We start from the raw sequence: 19,622 nt of genomic DNA, 5'->3' as shown, positions 1-19,622 counted from the left end.
AATATTACTATTTGAAAAGTAATTGTGCAAACATCATCAAATCGTGCCGCCACACCGGCCAGGTATGTCCTCCGGCATATTCGCTGTATTTATACTTAATACCCATCTCATCAAATTTCTTCATCATAATCTGATTATTTGTATGGGCGATGTCTTCTTTACCTCCCTGCGAAATCCAGAATTCTTTAAGATTGGTATTAATTTTATCGTTGTTAGTCTTCATGAATTCATACTGAGGGTCTGATAATTTGGTATTATTAGCCCACCAACCCGAACTGAATACTCCCAGGTAATTAAACAGGTCAGAGTTTCTGACACCCGCATGAAGTGTTTGCAAACCACCCATAGAAAGTCCGGCTAAAGCCCGGTTTTTGCCGTCGGTTAAAACCCGGTAGTTAGATTCCACAAAAGGAATGGCTGCGTTTTTCAATTCATTCTCAAAGGCTTTCAGAGAGTTTTCACCGAAACCTGCTACGCCACCACCCATGCCAATATTGCCATCCATCATCACTATCAACATAGGTTTGGCTTTATTTTCAGCAATGAGATTATCCAGAATTAAATCGGTTTTCCCTTGTGTTGCCCATCCTCGTTGGTCTTCGCCACCTCCATGCAAAAGGTATAATACCGGATACTTGCTGGTAGAGGCATCGTATCCAGGTGGCGTATAAATATACATTTCACGCCACGCGTTTGAGGCTTTTGAAAAGTATTTTTTGATACGGATATCACCATGCGGTACATCTTTTAAAGCATAGAATCCACCTTCATTATACGGAATTTCAATACCACTGGCCATGCGGCCCATCCCATAAAAACTTTCGCTGGCAGGGTCAGCCACCGGTACGCCATCAATCAGAAGCGAATAATAATGAAAACCACGGCTGATAGAATCGGTGGTAACCATCCAGAAACCGCTCGTGTCTTTTACCATTTCATATTTTTTGCCTAAATCAATCTGAACCTTTTGCGCTTCAGGTGCTTTTACTCTGAATACCACGCGGTTGTCAGGCAAGATCTGTGGATACTTTGCATTTCTGATATTGCTTGCTGCTGGTGTGCCTAAGACCGAATATTTGGTAAAGTCTTTAGTGCTGATAGGCTTAAACAAAAATTGCGAAAACATATAGAGCCCGTTTTTCCAGACCTTAAAATCATGAACACCCGGCTCAATATAGTAAATATGCGGCACATCTTTTTCGTACAGATAATCATGGGTACGTTTGCTGAACGTAATGAGGCCATCATTATCACCGCATGAAATCCAGAGCAATTTAAGTTTTTTTCTGGCTTCATCAGGGTTAGGAACCAGTTCTTCCGGGCGTTTGGTATTAGGTGCCGAAGAGAACCCACCTACCCAGGCAAACTTATCCAGGTTACCCAGGCCAAAATTGAGCGACTGCCCCCCTCCCATCGAAAGCCCTGCAATAGCTCTGTTCTCACGGTCGGTAAGTACAGGGTATTTCTTTTCTATAAACGGAATGAGGTCGTTGAGTAAATCTTTCTCAAAAGTGGCAAAAGCTTCTACTTTTTCTTTGTCAAATACATTACCTATGGCGCGGTCGTCTTTCATGGCTCTTCCGTTAGGCATCACCACTATCATGGGTTGTAGCTTGCCGTCGGCATAAAGGTTATCCAGAATCACAGGTGGGTTACCTCCTTTAATCCATTCTTTTTCATCACCGCCAATGCCATGTAAAAGATATAGAACCGGGTATTTTTTCTTTTTATCAAAACCCGGAGGGGTATAAATCAATGCCTTGCGACTATTGCCAACGGTTTTTGATTCATAGACAATAGAATCCAGTTTACCTTTAGTTATGCCCGTGCGTTCTTTATCAAATCCCTTGGGTGCTTCTTTTTCGATGTTTTGAGCAAAGGAAGAAATCACTATGCTCAAAATGCCGAAAAGTGATATGAGTTTTTTCATGCTTAACACTAATTTATCATCAATTTATAAATATGTAATTTCAAAGGACAGTATTCTGCCAAGTTGCTTTAGATGAAACTATTTTGTAAAAAGCAACGGCGCTAATTGATATAAGCTTCGGCGCCAGGTCTGGAACTCATGCGCTGTACCTTCTGAAACATAAGATACCGCATTAAAACCGGCATTTTTTAATTCTTCGGCCGCTTTTCTTACCCCATCCGGGCGCTCTTTGCTACCACAGCTTAAGAAAATGAGTTTCACCTTAGATTTATCCTTAATGTCGGCAGAAGCATAAATACCTCCACTTAGTAAGCCATAATATGAAAATACATCCGGGTTATTAAGCGTAATGGTTTTCGTTTCCATACCCCCCATCGATAGCCCGGCCATAGCACGGCTGTCTTTATTGGCAATAGTACGAAAATTTGCATCCACATAAGGAATCAGTTCGTTGATAAGAACCGTCTGGAATGGCTCAATTTTGAAATTTCGGATACCACCCGGTTTTACGTCGTTGGTCATGCCGTAAGTCATTACGATAATGAAGGGTTTAATTTTTCCGTCAGCAATCATATTATCCATAATCAGGTTTGCATGACCCTGATTGCTCCAGGCCGTTTCATCTTCTCCCCAACCGTGTTGCAGATACAGGACAGGGTATTTAGACTTTTTATCTTTCTCATACCCCGGAGGCGTGTAAACAAATGCTCTTCTGGAAGTATTGGTACTCGGTGATGGGAAAAGCACTTGTTGCACATGACCATGAGGAACATTTTTTAGCGCATAGAAATCCTGGTCATGGGCGGGTATTTCAATGCCACTCTCCCAACGAACAGAACCATAATAATTGAGCGTGCCGGGGTCGTTGAATTTACCCCCATCTATTCGTACATTGTAGTAGTGGAAGCCCTCATCCAGCGGACCTTCGGTAGTGCCCATCCATGTGCCGTCTTCTGCTTTACTCAGTTTTGTGCCGCCTCTACCGCCAAGACCCAGGCTTACCCTTACGCTATCGGCGGCAGGTGCCACTATTTTAAAACGGGCATATCGCTGAGAATTAACCATCGGATATTCTTGTCCGGGCTGGTTTAACGACGAAGGTTTGAAATCTTCAATGACAGCCGGTTGCTGCGCTTGCACTAGACAGGCACTACCGGACAAGGTAGTAAAAAGTACTATTTTTAAAAATCTGTTTTTCATTGTTTTGATGGGTTGATTAATCTGTGAAGATTTGATTATTACTTAAAAATTTCCTGTAATGAATTAGCTAAGAATAACTTACAGTTCATCCAGGTATGTCCGCCTGATACAATCAGAGGTTCTACTTTGATTTTCTTTTCCTGAAACATCGCAATATTCTGTTTTACGCTTTCATACAGAAAATCTTCGGTACCTACACTGATAGTAAATTTCTTTACCTGCTTATTTATCATATTAGCATTAGGATTCCAGTCTGTAAAATTCTTTTTGAATTCGTCGGTAGCGGTATAAGGCGCATAAGAGCATATGTAGCCGAATTTATCTGTATTCGTAAAACCTATATTGAGTGTCTGGCCGCCGCCTACTGAAAAGCCTGCTACTGCCCGGTTTTTACTATCAGTAGCTACCGGATAATTTGCTTCAATAAATGGGATAATGTCATTGACAATTTCTTTGGTAAAATCAGGCATCGGACTTGGGCGAACGTTGCCATAAGGCATCACAATAATCATCGGTTTTGCCTTTCCTTGTGCTATCAGATTATCAGCAATCAGATTGGCTCTTCCTACTTTTGTCCAGGTTTCCTGCGTATCAGACCCTCCGTGAATCAGGTAAAGCACAGGATATTTGGTTTTGCCACTGGCATCAAAATTCGGTGGAGTATATACAAGCAGGTCACGGGTACGGCCTAACGTCTTAGCGTTATAATACTGGTAGTGGATTTTGCCATGCGGCACATTTTGTAAGGAATGCACCAGTGGTGTACTACCCGGAACATCAACGATGCTGCGTTTGAAGCGCTCATTGGCAAAAACGTAAGTATTGTTCGGGTCTGCAATCTGTACACTGTCTACATAAAAACTATACGGGTAAATATCGGGCCTGATATTCGGAACCGTTACTGACCATATCCCGGATGTATCCTTGGTGAGTGAGACTGGTGATTTCAGAAACTCGCCTGATAGTGTCACTCTCTGGGCTTTTTTAGAAAAATACCTGAAAGTAACACTGTTATCAGCATGAACATCGGGCGAACTAATAGCAGGTGGTCTTTGCTGAGCGAATAACGACAGGCTTGACAGCCACACTAAAAAACCAAAAGGAATATATTTTTTCATGGGTATCATAGCCATAGTTTATTGGAATAATAGAGGTAAGGTCTCGTTCATATACTTCTTCACATTCATCCACGTATGTCCGCCATCGGTTACATAGCTTTTAAAATTTACTTTTTTAGCTTTCAGGTAATCCTCAAATTCAAGGGTACCTTTGTAAAGAAAGTCTTCGGTTCCGATACCCGACCACAGGAGTTTCAACTCCTGATTGGTCTTTGTAGCATCGCCGCCAATATGGCTGAATCCTTTATCCATTTCCGCAGGAGAGATATACGAAGCATAGCTGCAAACCCAGGCAAATTTGTCCATATTATTAAAAGCAGCTCTCAGCGTTTGCCCGCCCCCACGAGAAAAACCTGCAATGGCCCTGTTCTCACGCGTATTGAGTGTACGGTAATTTTTTTCGACATAAGGAATAATATTGGTCATCAAGTCTGTCTCAAAAAACTTAGCTCTCTTTACTGCATCTTCACTATCACGATTGATAATGTCCGCTGGTTTTGATAAGCCTTTTTGCTCGGCAATGCGTGCTGCCGGGTTTCCGTAGGGCATTACAACAATCATAGGTTTGGCTTTTCCATCTGCAATCAGGTTGTCGAGAATGAAATTGGTTTTGCCTACTTTATAAAAAGTTTCTTCGGTATCGGTTGTCCCACTAATCAGATAAAAAACAGGGTATTTTTTTGCTTTTTCTTTGGAATAACCCGGAGGGGTATAGACAACCAAATTTCCGGTTGAACCTTCTACCGAAGGATAATATTCATAGCTGATAGTCCCATGAGGTACATCTCTTAAAGAATACATCGAAGGTGCATCTGCCGGAATTTCAACCAGGCTTGCCTTGAAACGTTCGTTCGGAAAGAAAGCCACATTGGCAGGGTCCATCACCCCAACGCCATCTACCTGAAAGTTATACGGATAAATATCGGGCTTGATAGGCTCAGTTGTTACGCTCCAGATACCCTGAGCATCTTTTGTCATAATCAGGGGGGCTTTTAAAAATTGCCCACTGAGTTTTACCTCATTGGCCAAGGGTGCCATATAACGAAAGGTAACTGATTTGTCGGCATTAACCTGTGGCGAAATCACTAATGGCCCTCTCGGTGGCTGGCTTCTGACAATACAGGGGGTTGCCAGTACGCTGCAAAACGCTAAAAACTGAATAATTACTTTAAGTTTCATAGTTATGGTTTTTCGGTAAAATCAATTTGTTATTTGAATAATTTCTGGGCTATGGTACTGAGGTAGCGCTTGCAGTTCATCCCGGTATGCCCACCATCAGAAATCAGGCTTTCGTACTTAATTTTTTTCTGGTCAAGCACCTGCATAAACTCCTGATTTACGCCATTTAAGCGGTCTTCTTTGCCTACGCCTATCCAGAATAATTTCAGATTTTTGTTAACCAGTGGTTGAGCCTTACCTGCAAAAACGACAAATAACAGAAATATCAAAAAATGCTTTGCTATAATTAACAGTATTGAAATATTAACAGATTCTATTGCGTAATAATATCAATTTCTGCATAGCCGGGGGCTGAACCCTCCTGCGTATTTTTGAGTGCGCGCAATTTGATATATCTGGCTTGTATGAGCTCAAAACTTTTGGTTTGCCAGAATGGGTTATTCTTTATATTTGAAAACTCGCCCTCACTTACCATTTTCCAGGTTTTGTTATCTGCTGAAACCTCAAACTGATAGTGGGTAATAATGCTGGCATCAGCCCACCAGTTCTGATCGGGCAGGTATCTGAAACCTACCAGTTTTTCCTGCTTGCCCAGATCAATTATCAAATCAGCCGGCATTCCCTGTTGTTTGTTTTGATGCCATGAGGTAGAGGGATTACCGTCTAAAACTTGGTACGCCGATTGTTTATCGGTGCTTATAATTTTCCAGTCTTTATGCGATACATCAAATTTTTCCTCGCTCACGATACTACTTTGTTTAGTATATGGATTATAAGCCATGGCCTTTACTCTTACTTTCCCATCGCTGGTTTTAACGGGAGCAGTGTATTTACCAGAGTGGGGCCCCGGCAGAGCTTCATGGAGCGTATAATATACTTCTGACTCAGAATCTCCTGCATTTATATGAATCTCTCCGGCTTTGTCGCGCGTAATCACAGGTGGCGTTAGTATGATAGGGGCTTTATAAATTTCAAGGTTCGATATCAGAGGGTTACTTTTAGCATCAAGAATCGTTAATCTTACCTGTGTGGCCTTCACCATCGGAAACCGGAGAATGCGTTTATAGCCAATAGTGGTTTCTTTGGCAATTTCTTTCCAGTTACTACCAACAAGAGCCTCCACAATAAATGATTTGACACGCTGACCCAACCATATAGGCTCTTGTACCAAAAAACGGTTAAATGAGGTAGGCGCATTAAAATGCAGGGTAAGCGATGCTTTTCTTGTGGTATCGTCTGTAGCCCAGTAACTTTCTTTGTCTGCGTCAGTGGCTTTCATACTGCCAAACTCAGGTTTACCTCCACGAACCTGTGAAGCACTTGCGCGGGCGCTTCGGGCTAAATTAACAGCAAATGCTTCTTTTACTGCTTTGGCAAAACTCAACGCAGCTTGCTCATCTTTCTGATGGATTAGTCCGTTAGGCATTACAGGAAAATTGAGCAGTAATGTTCCGTTACGTCCTATCGAATTGTAATAGGTATCCATCAACTGAGGAAGCGTTTTTACTTTTCTATCCTCACGTTCATGATAAAACCATTCGGGGCGGATAGAGGTATTTACCTCTCCGGGTACCCAGGTATCTCCGTTTTCCAGGCCATGCCTCAACATTTCCTCCGGTACATCACCCGTCTTATTCAATAAACTCCAGTTGGTTTCTCCTACATAGCCTGCTTCAGTACCAACCCAACGTAAATCGGCTCTGTCGCCACCGTCATTCCAGATAACAATTTTGGGTTGCAGTTCTCTTACTAATTTATAGGTATTAGGCCAGTCATAATAGGTTTTGGCATCTATTTTACGGGTCTCATTCGCTCCACCATAATAGCCCGAACCTCCATTGGCTCCATCAAACCATATTTCAAATATTTCACCATAATTGGTCAATAGTTCTTTCAATTGATTTCTGAAATAGGTAATATATTCAGGTTTGCCATAGTCGGGGTGGTTTCTATCCCAGGGAGACAAATAAACACCGAATTTTAACCCGTACTCTTTACAGGCATCGGCCATTTCTCTCACTACGTCTCCTTTGCCATTTTTCCACGGCGCATTTTTTACCGAGTAATTTGTGTAGGCCGACGGCCATAAGCAAAATCCGCTATGGTGTTTGGCAGTAAATATGATGCCTTTCATTCCGGCTTCTTTACAGATTCTTGCCCATTGTCTGCAATCCAGTTTTGTAGGGTCAAATAATGCCGGGTCTTCATTACCAAATCCCCAGGCCATGTCTATATAAGTATTGATAGAAAAATGAATAAAGGCATAATACTCCATTTTCTGCCAGCGTAACTGATTCGCACTAGGGATGGGGTAAAGAGGTTCAGGTGTAGTAGCCTGTCCGAAAGCCGCTACCAATAAAAGGTTAAACAATACAATATGAATTACTATGCGCTTCATTATAAGTAAGAATTTCAATTAAACAATCTCATTTTGCCCAGTCTTTACCCTCAGGCGTTCGTCTCCATTCAAAATATTTATCCAGCGATTTCAAAGCCGTTTCACTGGGTACAGGCCCCATCATCGCTTTTTGTTGAAAATACATCACCCGGGGTTTATCATTGGTGAAAGTTTCCCACTTTGGTACTCCTTTTCCGTTCGGGTCACCATATTTTGCAAAGTTTGTCCAGTAGGTCATAATTGTCTCAGATATACCTGCATCTGTAGCGGTCTTGTCTGGGCTTGAAGGATTTATATGCCCGAAAACAAAACCCACATCCTGCCCGTGAGGTGAGCCATAGCCATATTTGGGAGAATCGGTGGGGAAATCAGGATGCTGGTCGAAATAGTAGTAATACACTTTTGCCTTACTGGTTTGTGCCTGTAGTCTTGCCCAACTCCAGGTATGCCAGCCAAAGGCGGCATCACGCGCTAAATCGCGGGCGGTTTTAGGAACAGTAGCCTCTCCTGTCGGATAAGCCTTTATCAGTTCATCTGCAAATTTCCCATAGCGTTTGTTAACACCATTGATATAATCCTGAGGTGTTTTAGGTGGAGAAAAACTGGCCCCTTCGTCAGAATTATATCCGATTAAAACGGGTGTCTGATTATATTGGCCTTTCTGGTAAAGTATATGCTGGTCGTCAGGAATCACGTACCCATCAATAATTGGCCAGGCGCCCGGCATCCCAAAACCCATTGGCAGTTTATCGGCAGGAATTTTTCGTAATTCAGCCAGCGTAGTTGCACCCGCTTTTTGCATATATTCAAGCCCCTGTTGCTCGGCAAAGGGTAATAATTTCAGGTTTTCACCGGGATAGGTAGTGTTTCGGGATGGCCCGAAAGAACCACCACTTTGCGAAATCGCACCATGAAAAAGGTCTTTAGCCAGAGGTGAAGTGCATAACATACTTACGGCAATGCCCCCTGCCGACTCACCGAAAATAGTAACCTTGCCGGGGTTACCGCCGAATGCTTTGATATTTTTCTGAATCCATTGCAAGCCTGCTATCATATCTAACAAACCATAGTTGCCTGATACATGATGCGGGTTTTCGGCGCTTAATTCAGGATGCGCTAAAAAGCCCAACTGGCCAACCCGATAGGCAATACTTACAAGAATAACGCCTTTCTTTGCCAGATTTTCGCCTGTGTAAACAGGTTCGGAAGTTGAACCAAAACTAAAGCCCCCGCCATATATCCAGACCAGAACAGGCAGGTTATCCTGCGGTGTTCTGGCTGGCGACCAGATATTCAGATACAAACAGTCTTCACTCTTTCCTGACGGTGGATTACCGCCCTGAAAGGGTGCGGGTGCAAATTGAGTAGTGGTTTTAACACCTTCCCAGCTTGCAGGCGGCTGAGGTGCTTTCCATCTGAGTTCGCCTGTTGGCGGAGCGGCAAAAGGTATGCCTTTAAATACAGATAAGCCATTTTCTACACTGCCCTGCACTAATCCCTCATTTATTTTTACAGGCGCAGAAAGCTGGCAAATACCTGTAAAAGGCAGCGCTGCTAACAGGCAATTAAGTATCAGAATGTATTTCTTCATGGTTTTGTTTCTTATTTTGTCCATCCATTACGTTTCATCCAGTCAAATAGCGGGTTCATCCAGCCCGGGTGTTTGAATATAAATCCGTGGTCACCCTTCGGGAAAATGTGCATTTCAACGTCTACTTTGTTTTTTCGCAGGCGCTCAAAGTAAGCAATACTATTATCTACATCAACCACTTTGTCGTCAGCAGCATGTGTCAGCCAGGCCGGGGGTGTATTGGCTTTTATTTGTAAATCATTTGAGAACCAGGTAATCTCTTCCTGCGATGGATACTTACCCAATAGATTCTCTCTTGAACCCTTGTGGGCAAGGCTATCCTGCATACTGATTACCGGATAAACCAGCACCTGAAAGTCCGGTCTCAGACTTGTATTATTCGGATTATCAATCCAAGATTTCTCAAAATGAGTGGCGGCTGTACTAGCCAGATGCCCTCCGGCCGAGAACCCCATGATACCTATTTTATTTTTGTCGATACCCCATTTTTCGGCATTCTCTCTTACCATTTTCAGGGCTTGCTGTGCATCCTGCAAGGGGCCAATTTTCTTATCTGGCATAATTTCGTCGCTCGGAAGGCGGTATTTGAGGATAAAGGCTGCAATTCCCTTTTCAGCCAAAGCTTTGGCTATGTTAATGCCTTCACCATTATACACTACCACACCATAGCCACCTCCGGGAATGACAATAACCGCAGTACCAGTCGAAAGATTAGGGTCAGCTTTATAATATTCTAAGGTAGGCGTGGTAATTCCTTTATAAACTCCATTGTCTGCTCCGGTTTCTTTCATTGCTGAGGGTTTTGAATTAGGCACCCCGTCAGGATAGAGCAATATTTTTTCTGAAGGCGCAATACTGCTTTCGTCAATCGTTATTTTTTTACCTTCTGATGCCAGTAATGCTGCGGCATAGCGTTTACCAAAAATCCGAACTCCGGCACTACTGAAATGCAGTTTATCAGGCACAGCAGGTAAACCTTTGGAAGATACTACTATGGCTTTAGGCAAGGTTTGAGGCAGCGTAGCAATGATTTCGTTCATACTGGCACATTTACCTCCCTGGTCTGCTCCTACTACTTCTCCTGCCAGTAAAGGAACAGAATTAGGTGCCAGATTTAAATCGGCCAGAATATCGTTATACAATTTTTTAACCTGCGCAGGCCACGTTTTATCGCCCGTATTTGATTCTCCCTGATGTAGCAAAATACCTTTGATTACGCCTGATTTCTGCGCAATTCTGGCCATTTCAATCAGTCTTTCGTAAGGATTGCCACCATATTGATTAGCCATGTTAATCATCCAGGGTTTTTCTTTAGCCGAGGAATCGAGGTAAGGTTGGTACTTCGCTTTATCAAAAATCTCTAGTTTACTCCCTGCTACTGCCACGTGTACCAAACCTAATGATTGTTGCTGAGGCATGTTTTCAAGCATCGTCCGGCCAAAATAATCAGCGGGTGATAGGCCAGTTTTGCAACGGCATAAGGGTGGCTTAGCCGTATACCATTGGCCTTTTACCCGATTCAGTTCAGGGCAATCCAGTGCTTCCAGTATCCTGAAACGACTGTCGATATTAATGGTATCCTGTGCTTCGATTCGTCCTGCACCTTCCATATTCGACTGCCCGATGCAGAGATAGATATGGAAGTTGGGATTCTGGGCAAAAACCCCTGTTCCCTGCAATAATAATAGGATTGATAGAATACAAAAAAAGTTCTTTCTCATAATGTTAAAATAGTTCTAAACCCTATTTACCAGTTGATGAAATAGTATCTGAAATTCTGAAATAATCAAAGTCAGCATAGCCGCCAATCTGTTGGGTAGCATAATTAAAAAGACCAAACCGATAGCCCATAAAATGGGGAATAGTATAAGGCATTTTCAAGGGCTCTCCGATACTACGCCATAATTTACCATCAAGGCTATAAAAGAAATGAGCGATATCGGCTCTATTCCTGAAATTGCATTCGGCTTTCAGATAGACTGTATTTTGTGCTAATGGTATCTGGTCAATTTCTATGGGCTTACCCGTATTAGCGCTAACCATCACAATTGATTTACTACCCTTGCCTATCTTCACTCCTACCAGACCATAGTTCTTCTGTAATAACCCCAGCCCGGCGAAATCGCCCTCTTTCATGTTTGAAATATCCAGCGAAGTAACACCTGATGATTCAGGGCCAATAGTTCTTTGCGTGAGTGTATTTCGGGCTAAAACAAAAGAACTATCTAATCTGCCTGTTTTTAATCGTAAAAAGCCCTTGCGTGCTGTAACCGACCATAAGCTATTATCAGAATTATGATTCCATTGCCAGACTAATGGCAAAGCGGCTTCTCCTTTTTTACGCATAAACTCATCAGAATGAACAATGCCCGGAATCAAGCCTTTACTTGCAGGCAAGTCTAATGTTTCAGGCACTTTGCCGTTTTCACCTAGCACAGGCCAACCCTCCTCCCACCTGACGGGCACGAGATACGGAATCCGCCCCACACCGCCAAAATCACGGAACAAATAAGCGAACCAGCGTCCATCTGGCGTATCAATCAATCCTCCCTGTGCTACACCTAAATCCTGTAAAGCAACCCTTCCTTCCCATGGCCCGGTGATTTTATCTGCTCGATGGATAATGACCGTGCGCATTCCTCCACGTGGCCAGGCGATATTAAACAGATAATATTTGCCATTGACCTTAAACAGTTGAGAACCCTCAGCCCCCAACATGATATTTGTACCTGCCGGAGCGCTGGCATTCTCAATAATGGTCTGGTCAAGCCCACTTTTTCTGATGCCTGATACATCGGCGTTCAATTCAATGATTTTTATTTTTCCGTTGCCATAAATCATATAAATTTTGCCATCATCGTCAAAAAACAAACTATGGTCGTGCAGGCTAGGCGCAAAAGAAACGGCTTTCCAGGGTTCTTTCTCAATGTTTTTTGTGGTATAAATATGGGTTTTGCCAGTAGTTTGTGCAAAGGTAGTTACGTAATATAGTCCGTTATGATACTTGATGCAACTGGCCCATGAGCCACGTCCATAAGTACCTTTTCCATCTGTCAGATTTAGCGAGGGAATATTAGCCAACGTATCATATACATAGCCTAGCATTTGCCAGTTGACTAAATCGTTGGATTTCATAATAGGTATCCCCGGACTCATGTGCATGGTTGTGCTGCTCATATAGTAATTCTTACCTACCCGTATCATCGACATATCAGGCACATCGGCAAAAATAATAGGATTTTTTGCCTTGCTTTCCTGCGCCCAGACAGTTTGCCCAAAACAGCCGGAAAAAATGATTGCTATGATTATCGCTACTTTTTTCATTTCAACATTGGGTCGTTGCCACTATATTTCAGGAATTTAAAGGAGGCACTATTGGTCGAAGTTTCGCCTGAGGATGTGGCATACAGGCCATACACACAGCCTATAAAACTTCCGGCTTCTTTGGTACTCAAAAATTTGCCGTCCATTTTATCTTTCAGCAGTTGCCAGTTTTTAGCATCGGTCGAGTAATAAAAACTATAGTCTGCTCCCTCTGATTTAATACGGAAAGCAAGTTTTTTTACATTCGCAGCTAGTGGTATCTCGGTCAGCAATTCCATGGTTTTTTCTTTGGGCTGACTTTTGAAAAGCTGTACTACCTCTTTGTATTCATTTTTAGATTTGGCAATGAAGTAGAAATGTCGCTCGTCCTGAAAAATCACTAATCCTGCTTTTTCGCTGGCAGAATTCGGAGAGAAACTCAATTCGGTTTCTGCTGTACTATTCAAGTGTTGCTGGCGCTTGCCAACAAAGGATGGATTTTTAAACTCCAATATGGTTTCGGGTTTTAGTTTCAAAGTCAGCCCATCAGCTCTTGATGTTTTGAACGAACTGCTGTCGACTGTACGCATGAATAGAAAGGATGGGTCAATTCCCTTGTCAAAAGTAAGCGTATACTGAAAATTCCCTGATTGGGGCAGCCCCCCTTTTGGTTTAATTTCTTTGATATTGGTCTGATAGCTATACTCAATGGCCTTTTCGCCATGTTCAATCATCGGCCATTCATCTTTCCAGGTTACCGGAGCAATGAATGTCTCGCGACCAGTATTGTAATAATCGCCTTCGTAAGGGCGTACTGCCAGAAAAATACAATACATTTTGCCATCAGGGCCTTCTACAAACTGCGCATGCCCTGCTGAAGTAATTGGGTATTTCCTATCAGCGGGCAATTCTCTTTGGGTTAAGATTGGATTTCCTTCATAAGGCACATAAGGCCCCCATACAGATTTACTGCGTAAGATTACCTCTGAATGATTGACTGAGGTTCCTCCTTCGGCAGCATATAAATAATACCAACCATTACGTTTCAGTATATGCGGCCCTTCTATCCACACAGGTTTTTTAGAAAGGTCTACCCCTCCATTCACCAGTTGTTTTTCTTCTCCAACCACTGTCAGATTCTGGTAATCAAATTCGTACATTCTGATAGTTCTGTGCCCCGAATACAAGGGTTTTCTGTCTGGTGCATCACTATTATAGATGATGTAGGCTTTATCTGTCTCTTCATCAAAATAAATAGAGGGGTCAATGCCTCTTACTTGTGGGATTTTCACCGGATTGCTCCAGGGGCCTGCCGGATTTTTGGCAGTTACTACAAAGTTGCCGTCGTGGTCAATATCGGTACAGGTTACATAGTAAGTGCCTTTATAGTAGCTGATGGCTGGTGCAAAAAGCCCGCGTGTCATGCGCTCTCCCATAAAATCTAGTTGAGATGGGCGGTCGATTACGTTTCCGATTTGCTTCCAGTTTTTGAGGTCTTTGCTGTGCATAACCGGGAGGCCCGGAAAATAAGAGAACGTTGAGTTGACGATATAATAATCTGTCCCGACTTTTACAATGCTTGGGTCAGGATAAAAACCTGTAAGAATCGGATTCACCAAAGTTGTTTGTGAATGCGCTATGCTAACCGTTAAACATACAAGCGAGATGGATAAGTATTTAGTTATTCTGTTGATCATTACTGATTTATAGGTTTAGGTTTATATACCAACAAGGTTTTTGGTTTGCCCTTTCTGTGTGTATATCAAATAATTGGGTTTCTTTTAAAAAAGTGGCTTAATGGTTGATTTTTATGAGATGATTGTTAATATCAAATTTTTAATGAGGACTGTTCTTCAGACAATCCATTTATTAAGATAAATAGTAGTGTTTTTTTCATAAGGGATTGATGCGCGCTCAAAAGAATTAATTGCACTTATGGTCATTAAATTCTATTAAAACAAAATATGTGTCAGCCATACACAAATTTAGATATTATTACCTGCTAGCCAAATTATTGTAAGAAAAAAAGAAATAATTTTAAAATTTCAATTTTTTAAGCATCCACTACCATTTTATGAAAAGTTGCTCATCTATAAACTTTCATATACAGGCTTATAATGATTACGCTGTTGAAACCAATTTATATTCTTTAAAAAAAACTTATACCTAATAACATACTAATGTTTTGAAAAGAATAGACCGCTATACAACGGTCTATTCTTGTATTAATCTTAATAACCAGGATTCTGGTCTTTCGCGTCAATCTTTGGATTATTATCAATTTCGGTTTGAGGGAGTGGTAATAATTCATGCTTGCTTGCCACAAAATAAGAAATCGGTTCTGCAGTTGCCTTTTTATTTTTTCTCCATCTGATAATGTCGAAATTACGAATCTGTTCAGCTGCCAGCTCAACATAGCGTTCATGTTGAAGTGCGGTAAATACACTGGCTTTTGAATCACACGGATAATTTTTAGTTGGATAAGGAGGCATACTAACCGATGCCCTTGCTCTAACCTGATTCATTAATTGAATAGCTTTGGCAGAGTTACCCAATTCATTTTCACATTCTGCCAGCATCAACAATACATCTGCATAACGCATAATTCTCATGTTAATGCCACTGGTAATAAATCCAGAGTTTGATTTATAAAGCACAGAATATTTTCTCCAACTGATTTTAAAAGTTTTGCCATCCATTTTTGATGAATTACCCTGAACATTTACATCGTTGATTACATCATTTCCATTATTAAATTTATCTCCGGCTTTCCAGAAAGACATATCAAAACGCGGGTCATTTTTGGGGTCTCCTTTAGCAGTTCTTTCATAGTTGTCTATCATTTTATCAGATGGAATCAGGTTTCTCCATCCGATTGGCGAATATTCCTGCGTTCTGATAGTCTCTTCCTGAGCGCTGGTACCGTCTCCATCAGGACCGCTCCAGTTAAAAGCGCCATTAGAAGGTGAAAATACTACCTCAAAGATTGATTCAGTATTAAACTCGCCTTCTTCGTTAGTCAGGTCAAGATAGTTATCAACCAGTTTGTAAAGACCAGAACTTACTACTTTTTCTAACTCAGTTTTTGCACTGTTGTAATCGCCCATCTGAAGGTAAGTACGAGCCATGAGCACCTGTGTAGCGGCTTTGGTAGCTCTTCCGTATTCACTGGCGGCATACGTGGCTGGCAATAATCCTTCAGCCGCCTTCAAATCGTCTAGCACTTGTTTATAAACTTCCTGCTGTGTCGACCGTGCCTTTGCTCCTTCAACAGATTTAACATATTCGGTATATAGAGGCACACCACCCCATAAAGTCCCTAGTTCATAGTAGGCCCATGCACGAAGGAACTTTGCTTCACCAGTAACCCGATTTTTTATATTTGTTGAAAAAGAAGCAGTGGTCTTATTGGCACTCTCAAGCACTACATTGGCTCTATGAATGGTTCTGAACCAACCTGTGTAGACTGAATTTGCCACCGAATTTGCGGGGTCATTTACTCCAATCAGCAATTGATTCCGAGGGGCTTCCAACTGGCCACCACCGGTAGCCATTTCATCTCCTCTTAAATCATGCACAAAGAACCATTCTCTGGCTGCAAGGCCAAAGCCCTGTATAGTAGCATAGGCCGCATTTACTCCGGCTACGAGTTCGTTATCATTCGTAAAATACGTTTCAAAAGTCACACCGTTTGGATTTACCTTATCCAATACTGAGTCATCACAACTCATCACGGTGGCCAGACCTAAGAAGCCTGTAAGAAATATTATTTTTTTCATTTCGAAGTATTTAATCTTTTTTGGCAATTTTTAATTAAAACCAAGATTCAAACCAATCGTAAGCGTGCGCGCTTGCGGATACATTCCATAGTCTACGCCGTTGGTAAGCAGGTTGTTATTTCTGGATGCAATCTCCGGGTCATAGCCACTGTATTTGGTAAAGGTTAACAGGTTTTGGCTCGTGACATAAACTCTCGCTTTCGTTAATACATTATTGGTCAGTTTCGCAATCTTGTCAGCTGGTAAAGTATAGCCTATAGTAAGGTTTTTTAATCTCAGGTATGAACCATCTTCAATAAACCTATCAGATGTTCTTGCATTCTGATTAGGATCTCCACTTACTGCTCTTGGCACATCTGTATTGGTATTACTTGGTGTCCAGGCATTTAGTACGTCAGTCGTAGCGTTGAACAATCTCAACATCCCTTGACCAATTACTTTTGTTCCATTGTAAATTTTGTTGCCATACACACCCTGGAAGAACAGGCTGAAATCAAAGTTTTTATAAGTTCCTGAATAGTTCAGGCCATAAGAGAATTTAGGCAGATAGCTACCCAGGTAGGTTCTGTCGTTAGCATCAATTTTACCATCATTGTTCAGATCTCTGAACTTAATATCTCCCGGTTTTGTCACTTCGTTCTGATAAGGAGTGCTTGCATTACCATCAGCCCCGTTAGCTGCTGCGATTTCGCCTTCGTTCTGGAAAATCTTCTCTACCTGCCAGCCATAGAATGATTGAAATGGATGTCCAGCCTCTGTACGGGTAATGTCAAATCCACCGAAGTCTGCGTTGTTACCCGCGTTAATTGTGGCATTAGGCGTGTCCAGACTTAGTACTTTGTTTCTGACCAAATCAAATGTACCTGTAATAGTAGATTTAAAGTCTTTTGAATCAATATGGTAACCCAATGCTAATTCAAAGCCCTTGTTTTCCATGCTACCTACGTTCGCAAGCGGGCTATTTGAATAACCCTCTGAATCCGGCAGAGGCACTCTCAATAATAGACCATCTGTTTTACGTGAATAAAACTCAGTTGATAAACTAACTTTATTGCTGAATAAAGAAAGGTCAAGCCCAATGTTTTTCATGGTTGTTTGCTCCCAGCTTAACTGGGTGTTACCAAGGCTGTTAAAATACGACCCCAATTGTGAAGCATTACCAAATGAATAATTAGTGCTGTTTGCTGAAATGAGTGGCTGCCAGTCATAATCACCTATTGCATTATAGCCTGTTACGCCAATACTACCTCTGAGTTTCAGTTCATTGATGGCTACTACTTCTTTCATGAAAGCTTCTTCACTGATCCTCCAGCCTACAGACACCGATGGGAAAGTGCCCCATTTATTTCCCGGCGCAAATTTTGATGAGCCGTCACGACGTACCGAACCACTCAGGAGATACTTATTGTCGTATTCATAATTCAGACGGCCTACATAAGACAGTAAAGTATTTTCCGAATTTGAGGTATTACCATTGATGTTTGCTGCGCCCTGAATCTCCATAATATTATTATCAGGTCGTTGCCCGGTAAGGTTAATTGATTTAAAGGAGGCATCCTGTCTTTCAAGCACAGCAAGCGCGTTGATATAATGCTTGCCGAAAGTCTTATCAAAGGTCAGCTGATTAGTTAATATAGTAGAGAAATATTGTCCTCTGTTCTGAGCAAGCTCAGCCGTTTGGCGACTACGGTTACCATCGTTATAGATTGGAACAAAGCCCGTAAAAATCGAACTTGAATAGTCGCCACCCATCGTAAATTTGTATTTTAGCCAGTTAAAGAATTTAACTTCGGCATATACAGTACCCAACATCTTGAATGAACGGTCAATCTGGTTCTGCTGCTCCTGTACGGCAATACGCATCGGGTTTTCTGGGTCAGTGGCGTCAAGCCCCTGAGCCGTGGTACTGTACCCACCTAATTTGGTTGGGTCGCTTACCGGCCAGTAAGGAGTCATACGCATAATGTTCATCACCATGCTTCTGCCTCCCGCATCTCTTTCGGCAATACGTTTATCTCTTGACACCATCATGGTTTGGCCAATTGAAATAAATCTGGAGATACTATGGTCAGAATTTAAGCGTATGCTTTGGCGGCCATATTCGGTAAATGGCAGAATACCTTCTTGCTTGAAGTTGCCCAGAGACAAATAGAACTTCGATTTATCGGTTCCACCGGCTAATGAAAGCTGGTTATTATGAATCGGGCCATTTTTAAACATCACATCCTGCCAATCATTGTCAGTCTGAGCAAATGTGGTAGCAGCTCCCTCATAGATAGGCGTATTCATAGCTGCAAAACGACCAGGAACTGGTTGACCCGATGCAGTCAATAATGCAGTACCATATTTGATGTACTCTGCACTATTTAATAAATCAAGCTTTCTCCAGGCCGATTGGATACCCACATAAGAATCAAGGCTGATACTCAATTTTCCTGCTTTACCTTTTTTGGTAGTAATCAAGACAACCCCATTGGCTGCCCTTGAACCATAAATAGCAGAGGCACTTGCATCTTTCAGTACTTCAATAGATTCAATATCATTAGGAGAAATAGTATTCAACCCTCCTGCCGGAACACCATCAATTACGTATAAAGGATTAGGATTTAAACTGATAGACCCTACCCCTCTGATACGAACTGTTGGCTCAGCACCAGGGCTACTATTATTTACAATAGATACGCCCGGTACGCGTCCTTGCATAGCTTGGGTAGCACTAATAACAGGCTGTGCAGAAAGTTCTTTATTAGTAATAGATGATACAGCACCCGTAAGAGACGATTTCTTTTGTGTACCATATCCTACTACAATAATCTCCTCCATCATATCCGCATTTACTTCTAGTGAAACGTTAATCTCTCTTTGGCTACCTACTGGCATTTCAAGAGACTTGTACCCTAAAAAACTAAATACTAAGGTCGACCCAGTAGTCGCCGCTATTTCGTAGCGCCCATTGGCATCAGTAATTGTGCCTTTGGTATCGCCTTTAATCACAACATTCACTCCTTGAAACGTCTCGCCATTTTCATTTTTAACTACACCTCTGACCTGCGCCATTAATGTGCCAAAAGAAAATAAAGACAATGAAAAAAACAGCAGCAGCCTTATCGACTTCCGTGATAAA

General features: G+C 42.0%; 12 protein-coding genes. All 12 read right to left on the bottom strand.

Going from position 1 to position 19,622, the window contains the following annotated elements; all coding sequences use genetic code 11:
• Positions 1-7: 7 nt before the first annotated feature.
• The 12 genes from ACYVFA_RS24275 to ACYVFA_RS24220 all read right to left on the bottom strand — a co-directional run bounded on the left by ACYVFA_RS24275 (position 8) and on the right by ACYVFA_RS24220 (position 19,555).
• Positions 8-1,930 carry an alpha/beta hydrolase-fold protein gene (locus ACYVFA_RS24275; RefSeq protein WP_460474448.1) on the bottom strand — a complete coding sequence of 641 codons (1,923 nt, stop codon included), beginning with the start codon at positions 1,928-1,930 and terminating at the stop codon, positions 8-10.
• Positions 1,931-2,008: 78 nt separating this feature from the next.
• Complete coding sequence (locus tag ACYVFA_RS24270) at positions 2,009-3,130, bottom strand: alpha/beta hydrolase-fold protein (RefSeq protein WP_460474447.1); 1,122 nt, start codon at positions 3,128-3,130, stop codon at positions 2,009-2,011.
• A gap of 38 nt (positions 3,131-3,168) precedes the next feature.
• Complete coding sequence (locus ACYVFA_RS24265; protein WP_460474446.1) at positions 3,169-4,248, bottom strand: esterase; 1,080 nt, start codon at positions 4,246-4,248, stop codon at positions 3,169-3,171.
• Positions 4,249-4,266: 18 nt separating this feature from the next.
• The gene (locus ACYVFA_RS24260) at positions 4,267-5,427 is read right to left on the bottom strand and encodes an alpha/beta hydrolase (RefSeq protein ID WP_460474445.1); all 1,161 of its coding nucleotides are present in this window, start codon (positions 5,425-5,427) and stop codon (positions 4,267-4,269) included.
• 29 nt (positions 5,428-5,456) lie between these two features.
• Positions 5,457-5,696 carry an alpha/beta hydrolase gene (locus ACYVFA_RS24255; RefSeq protein WP_460474444.1) on the bottom strand — a complete coding sequence of 80 codons (240 nt, stop codon included), beginning with the start codon at positions 5,694-5,696 and terminating at the stop codon, positions 5,457-5,459.
• A 44-nt stretch (positions 5,697-5,740) separates the two neighbouring features.
• The gene (locus ACYVFA_RS24250) at positions 5,741-7,825 is read right to left on the bottom strand and encodes an alpha-L-fucosidase (protein WP_460474443.1); all 2,085 of its coding nucleotides are present in this window, start codon (positions 7,823-7,825) and stop codon (positions 5,741-5,743) included.
• 28 nt (positions 7,826-7,853) lie between these two features.
• Positions 7,854-9,416 carry a carboxylesterase/lipase family protein gene (locus ACYVFA_RS24245; RefSeq protein ID WP_460474442.1) on the bottom strand — a complete coding sequence of 521 codons (1,563 nt, stop codon included), beginning with the start codon at positions 9,414-9,416 and terminating at the stop codon, positions 7,854-7,856.
• 11 nt (positions 9,417-9,427) lie between these two features.
• Positions 9,428-11,137: a sialate O-acetylesterase gene (locus ACYVFA_RS24240; RefSeq protein ID WP_460474441.1), complete on the bottom strand. Its 1,710-nt coding sequence runs from the start codon at positions 11,135-11,137 to the stop codon at positions 9,428-9,430.
• 22 nt (positions 11,138-11,159) lie between these two features.
• The gene (locus tag ACYVFA_RS24235; protein WP_460474440.1) at positions 11,160-12,740 is read right to left on the bottom strand and encodes a glycoside hydrolase family 43 protein; all 1,581 of its coding nucleotides are present in this window, start codon (positions 12,738-12,740) and stop codon (positions 11,160-11,162) included.
• Positions 12,737-14,416 carry a glycoside hydrolase family 43 protein gene (locus ACYVFA_RS24230; RefSeq protein WP_460474439.1) on the bottom strand — a complete coding sequence of 560 codons (1,680 nt, stop codon included), beginning with the start codon at positions 14,414-14,416 and terminating at the stop codon, positions 12,737-12,739. Before ACYVFA_RS24230 ends, ACYVFA_RS24235 begins: the two co-directional genes overlap by 4 nt.
• A 534-nt stretch (positions 14,417-14,950) precedes the next feature.
• Positions 14,951-16,498 (bottom strand): RagB/SusD family nutrient uptake outer membrane protein, encoded by a 1,548-nt coding sequence (locus tag ACYVFA_RS24225; RefSeq protein ID WP_460474438.1) that lies wholly within the window; start codon positions 16,496-16,498, stop codon positions 14,951-14,953.
• Positions 16,499-16,528: 30 nt separating this feature from the next.
• The gene (locus ACYVFA_RS24220) at positions 16,529-19,555 is read right to left on the bottom strand and encodes a SusC/RagA family TonB-linked outer membrane protein (protein ID WP_460474437.1); all 3,027 of its coding nucleotides are present in this window, start codon (positions 19,553-19,555) and stop codon (positions 16,529-16,531) included.
• Positions 19,556-19,622: the final 67 nt, after the last annotated feature.

The sequence above is a fragment of the Emticicia fontis genome, assembly GCF_054779675.1.
The sequence above is the reverse complement of the archived record's forward strand: the minus strand, read 5'-3'. Positions and strand labels throughout refer to the sequence as shown.

What these genes read in the sequence shown, in the direction of transcription:
- ACYVFA_RS24275 (WP_460474448.1), bottom strand. Translation starts at nt 1,930, where the DNA reads ATGAAAAAACTCATATCACTTTTCGGCATTTTGAGCATAGTGATTTCT.
- ACYVFA_RS24270 (WP_460474447.1), bottom strand. Translation starts at nt 3,130, where the DNA reads ATGAAAAACAGATTTTTAAAAATAGTACTTTTTACTACCTTGTCCGGT.
- ACYVFA_RS24265 (WP_460474446.1), bottom strand. Translation starts at nt 4,248, where the DNA reads ATGAAAAAATATATTCCTTTTGGTTTTTTAGTGTGGCTGTCAAGCCTG.
- ACYVFA_RS24260 (WP_460474445.1), bottom strand. Translation starts at nt 5,427, where the DNA reads ATGAAACTTAAAGTAATTATTCAGTTTTTAGCGTTTTGCAGCGTACTG.
- ACYVFA_RS24250 (WP_460474443.1), bottom strand. Translation starts at nt 7,825, where the DNA reads ATGAAGCGCATAGTAATTCATATTGTATTGTTTAACCTTTTATTGGTA.
- ACYVFA_RS24245 (WP_460474442.1), bottom strand. Translation starts at nt 9,416, where the DNA reads ATGAAGAAATACATTCTGATACTTAATTGCCTGTTAGCAGCGCTGCCT.
- ACYVFA_RS24240 (WP_460474441.1), bottom strand. Translation starts at nt 11,137, where the DNA reads ATGAGAAAGAACTTTTTTTGTATTCTATCAATCCTATTATTATTGCAG.
- ACYVFA_RS24235 (WP_460474440.1), bottom strand. Translation starts at nt 12,740, where the DNA reads ATGAAAAAAGTAGCGATAATCATAGCAATCATTTTTTCCGGCTGTTTT.
- ACYVFA_RS24230 (WP_460474439.1), bottom strand. Translation starts at nt 14,416, where the DNA reads ATGATCAACAGAATAACTAAATACTTATCCATCTCGCTTGTATGTTTA.
- ACYVFA_RS24225 (WP_460474438.1), bottom strand. Translation starts at nt 16,498, where the DNA reads ATGAAAAAAATAATATTTCTTACAGGCTTCTTAGGTCTGGCCACCGTG.
- ACYVFA_RS24220 (WP_460474437.1), bottom strand. Translation starts at nt 19,555, where the DNA reads ATGGCGCAGGTCAGAGGTGTAGTTAAAAATGAAAATGGCGAGACGTTT.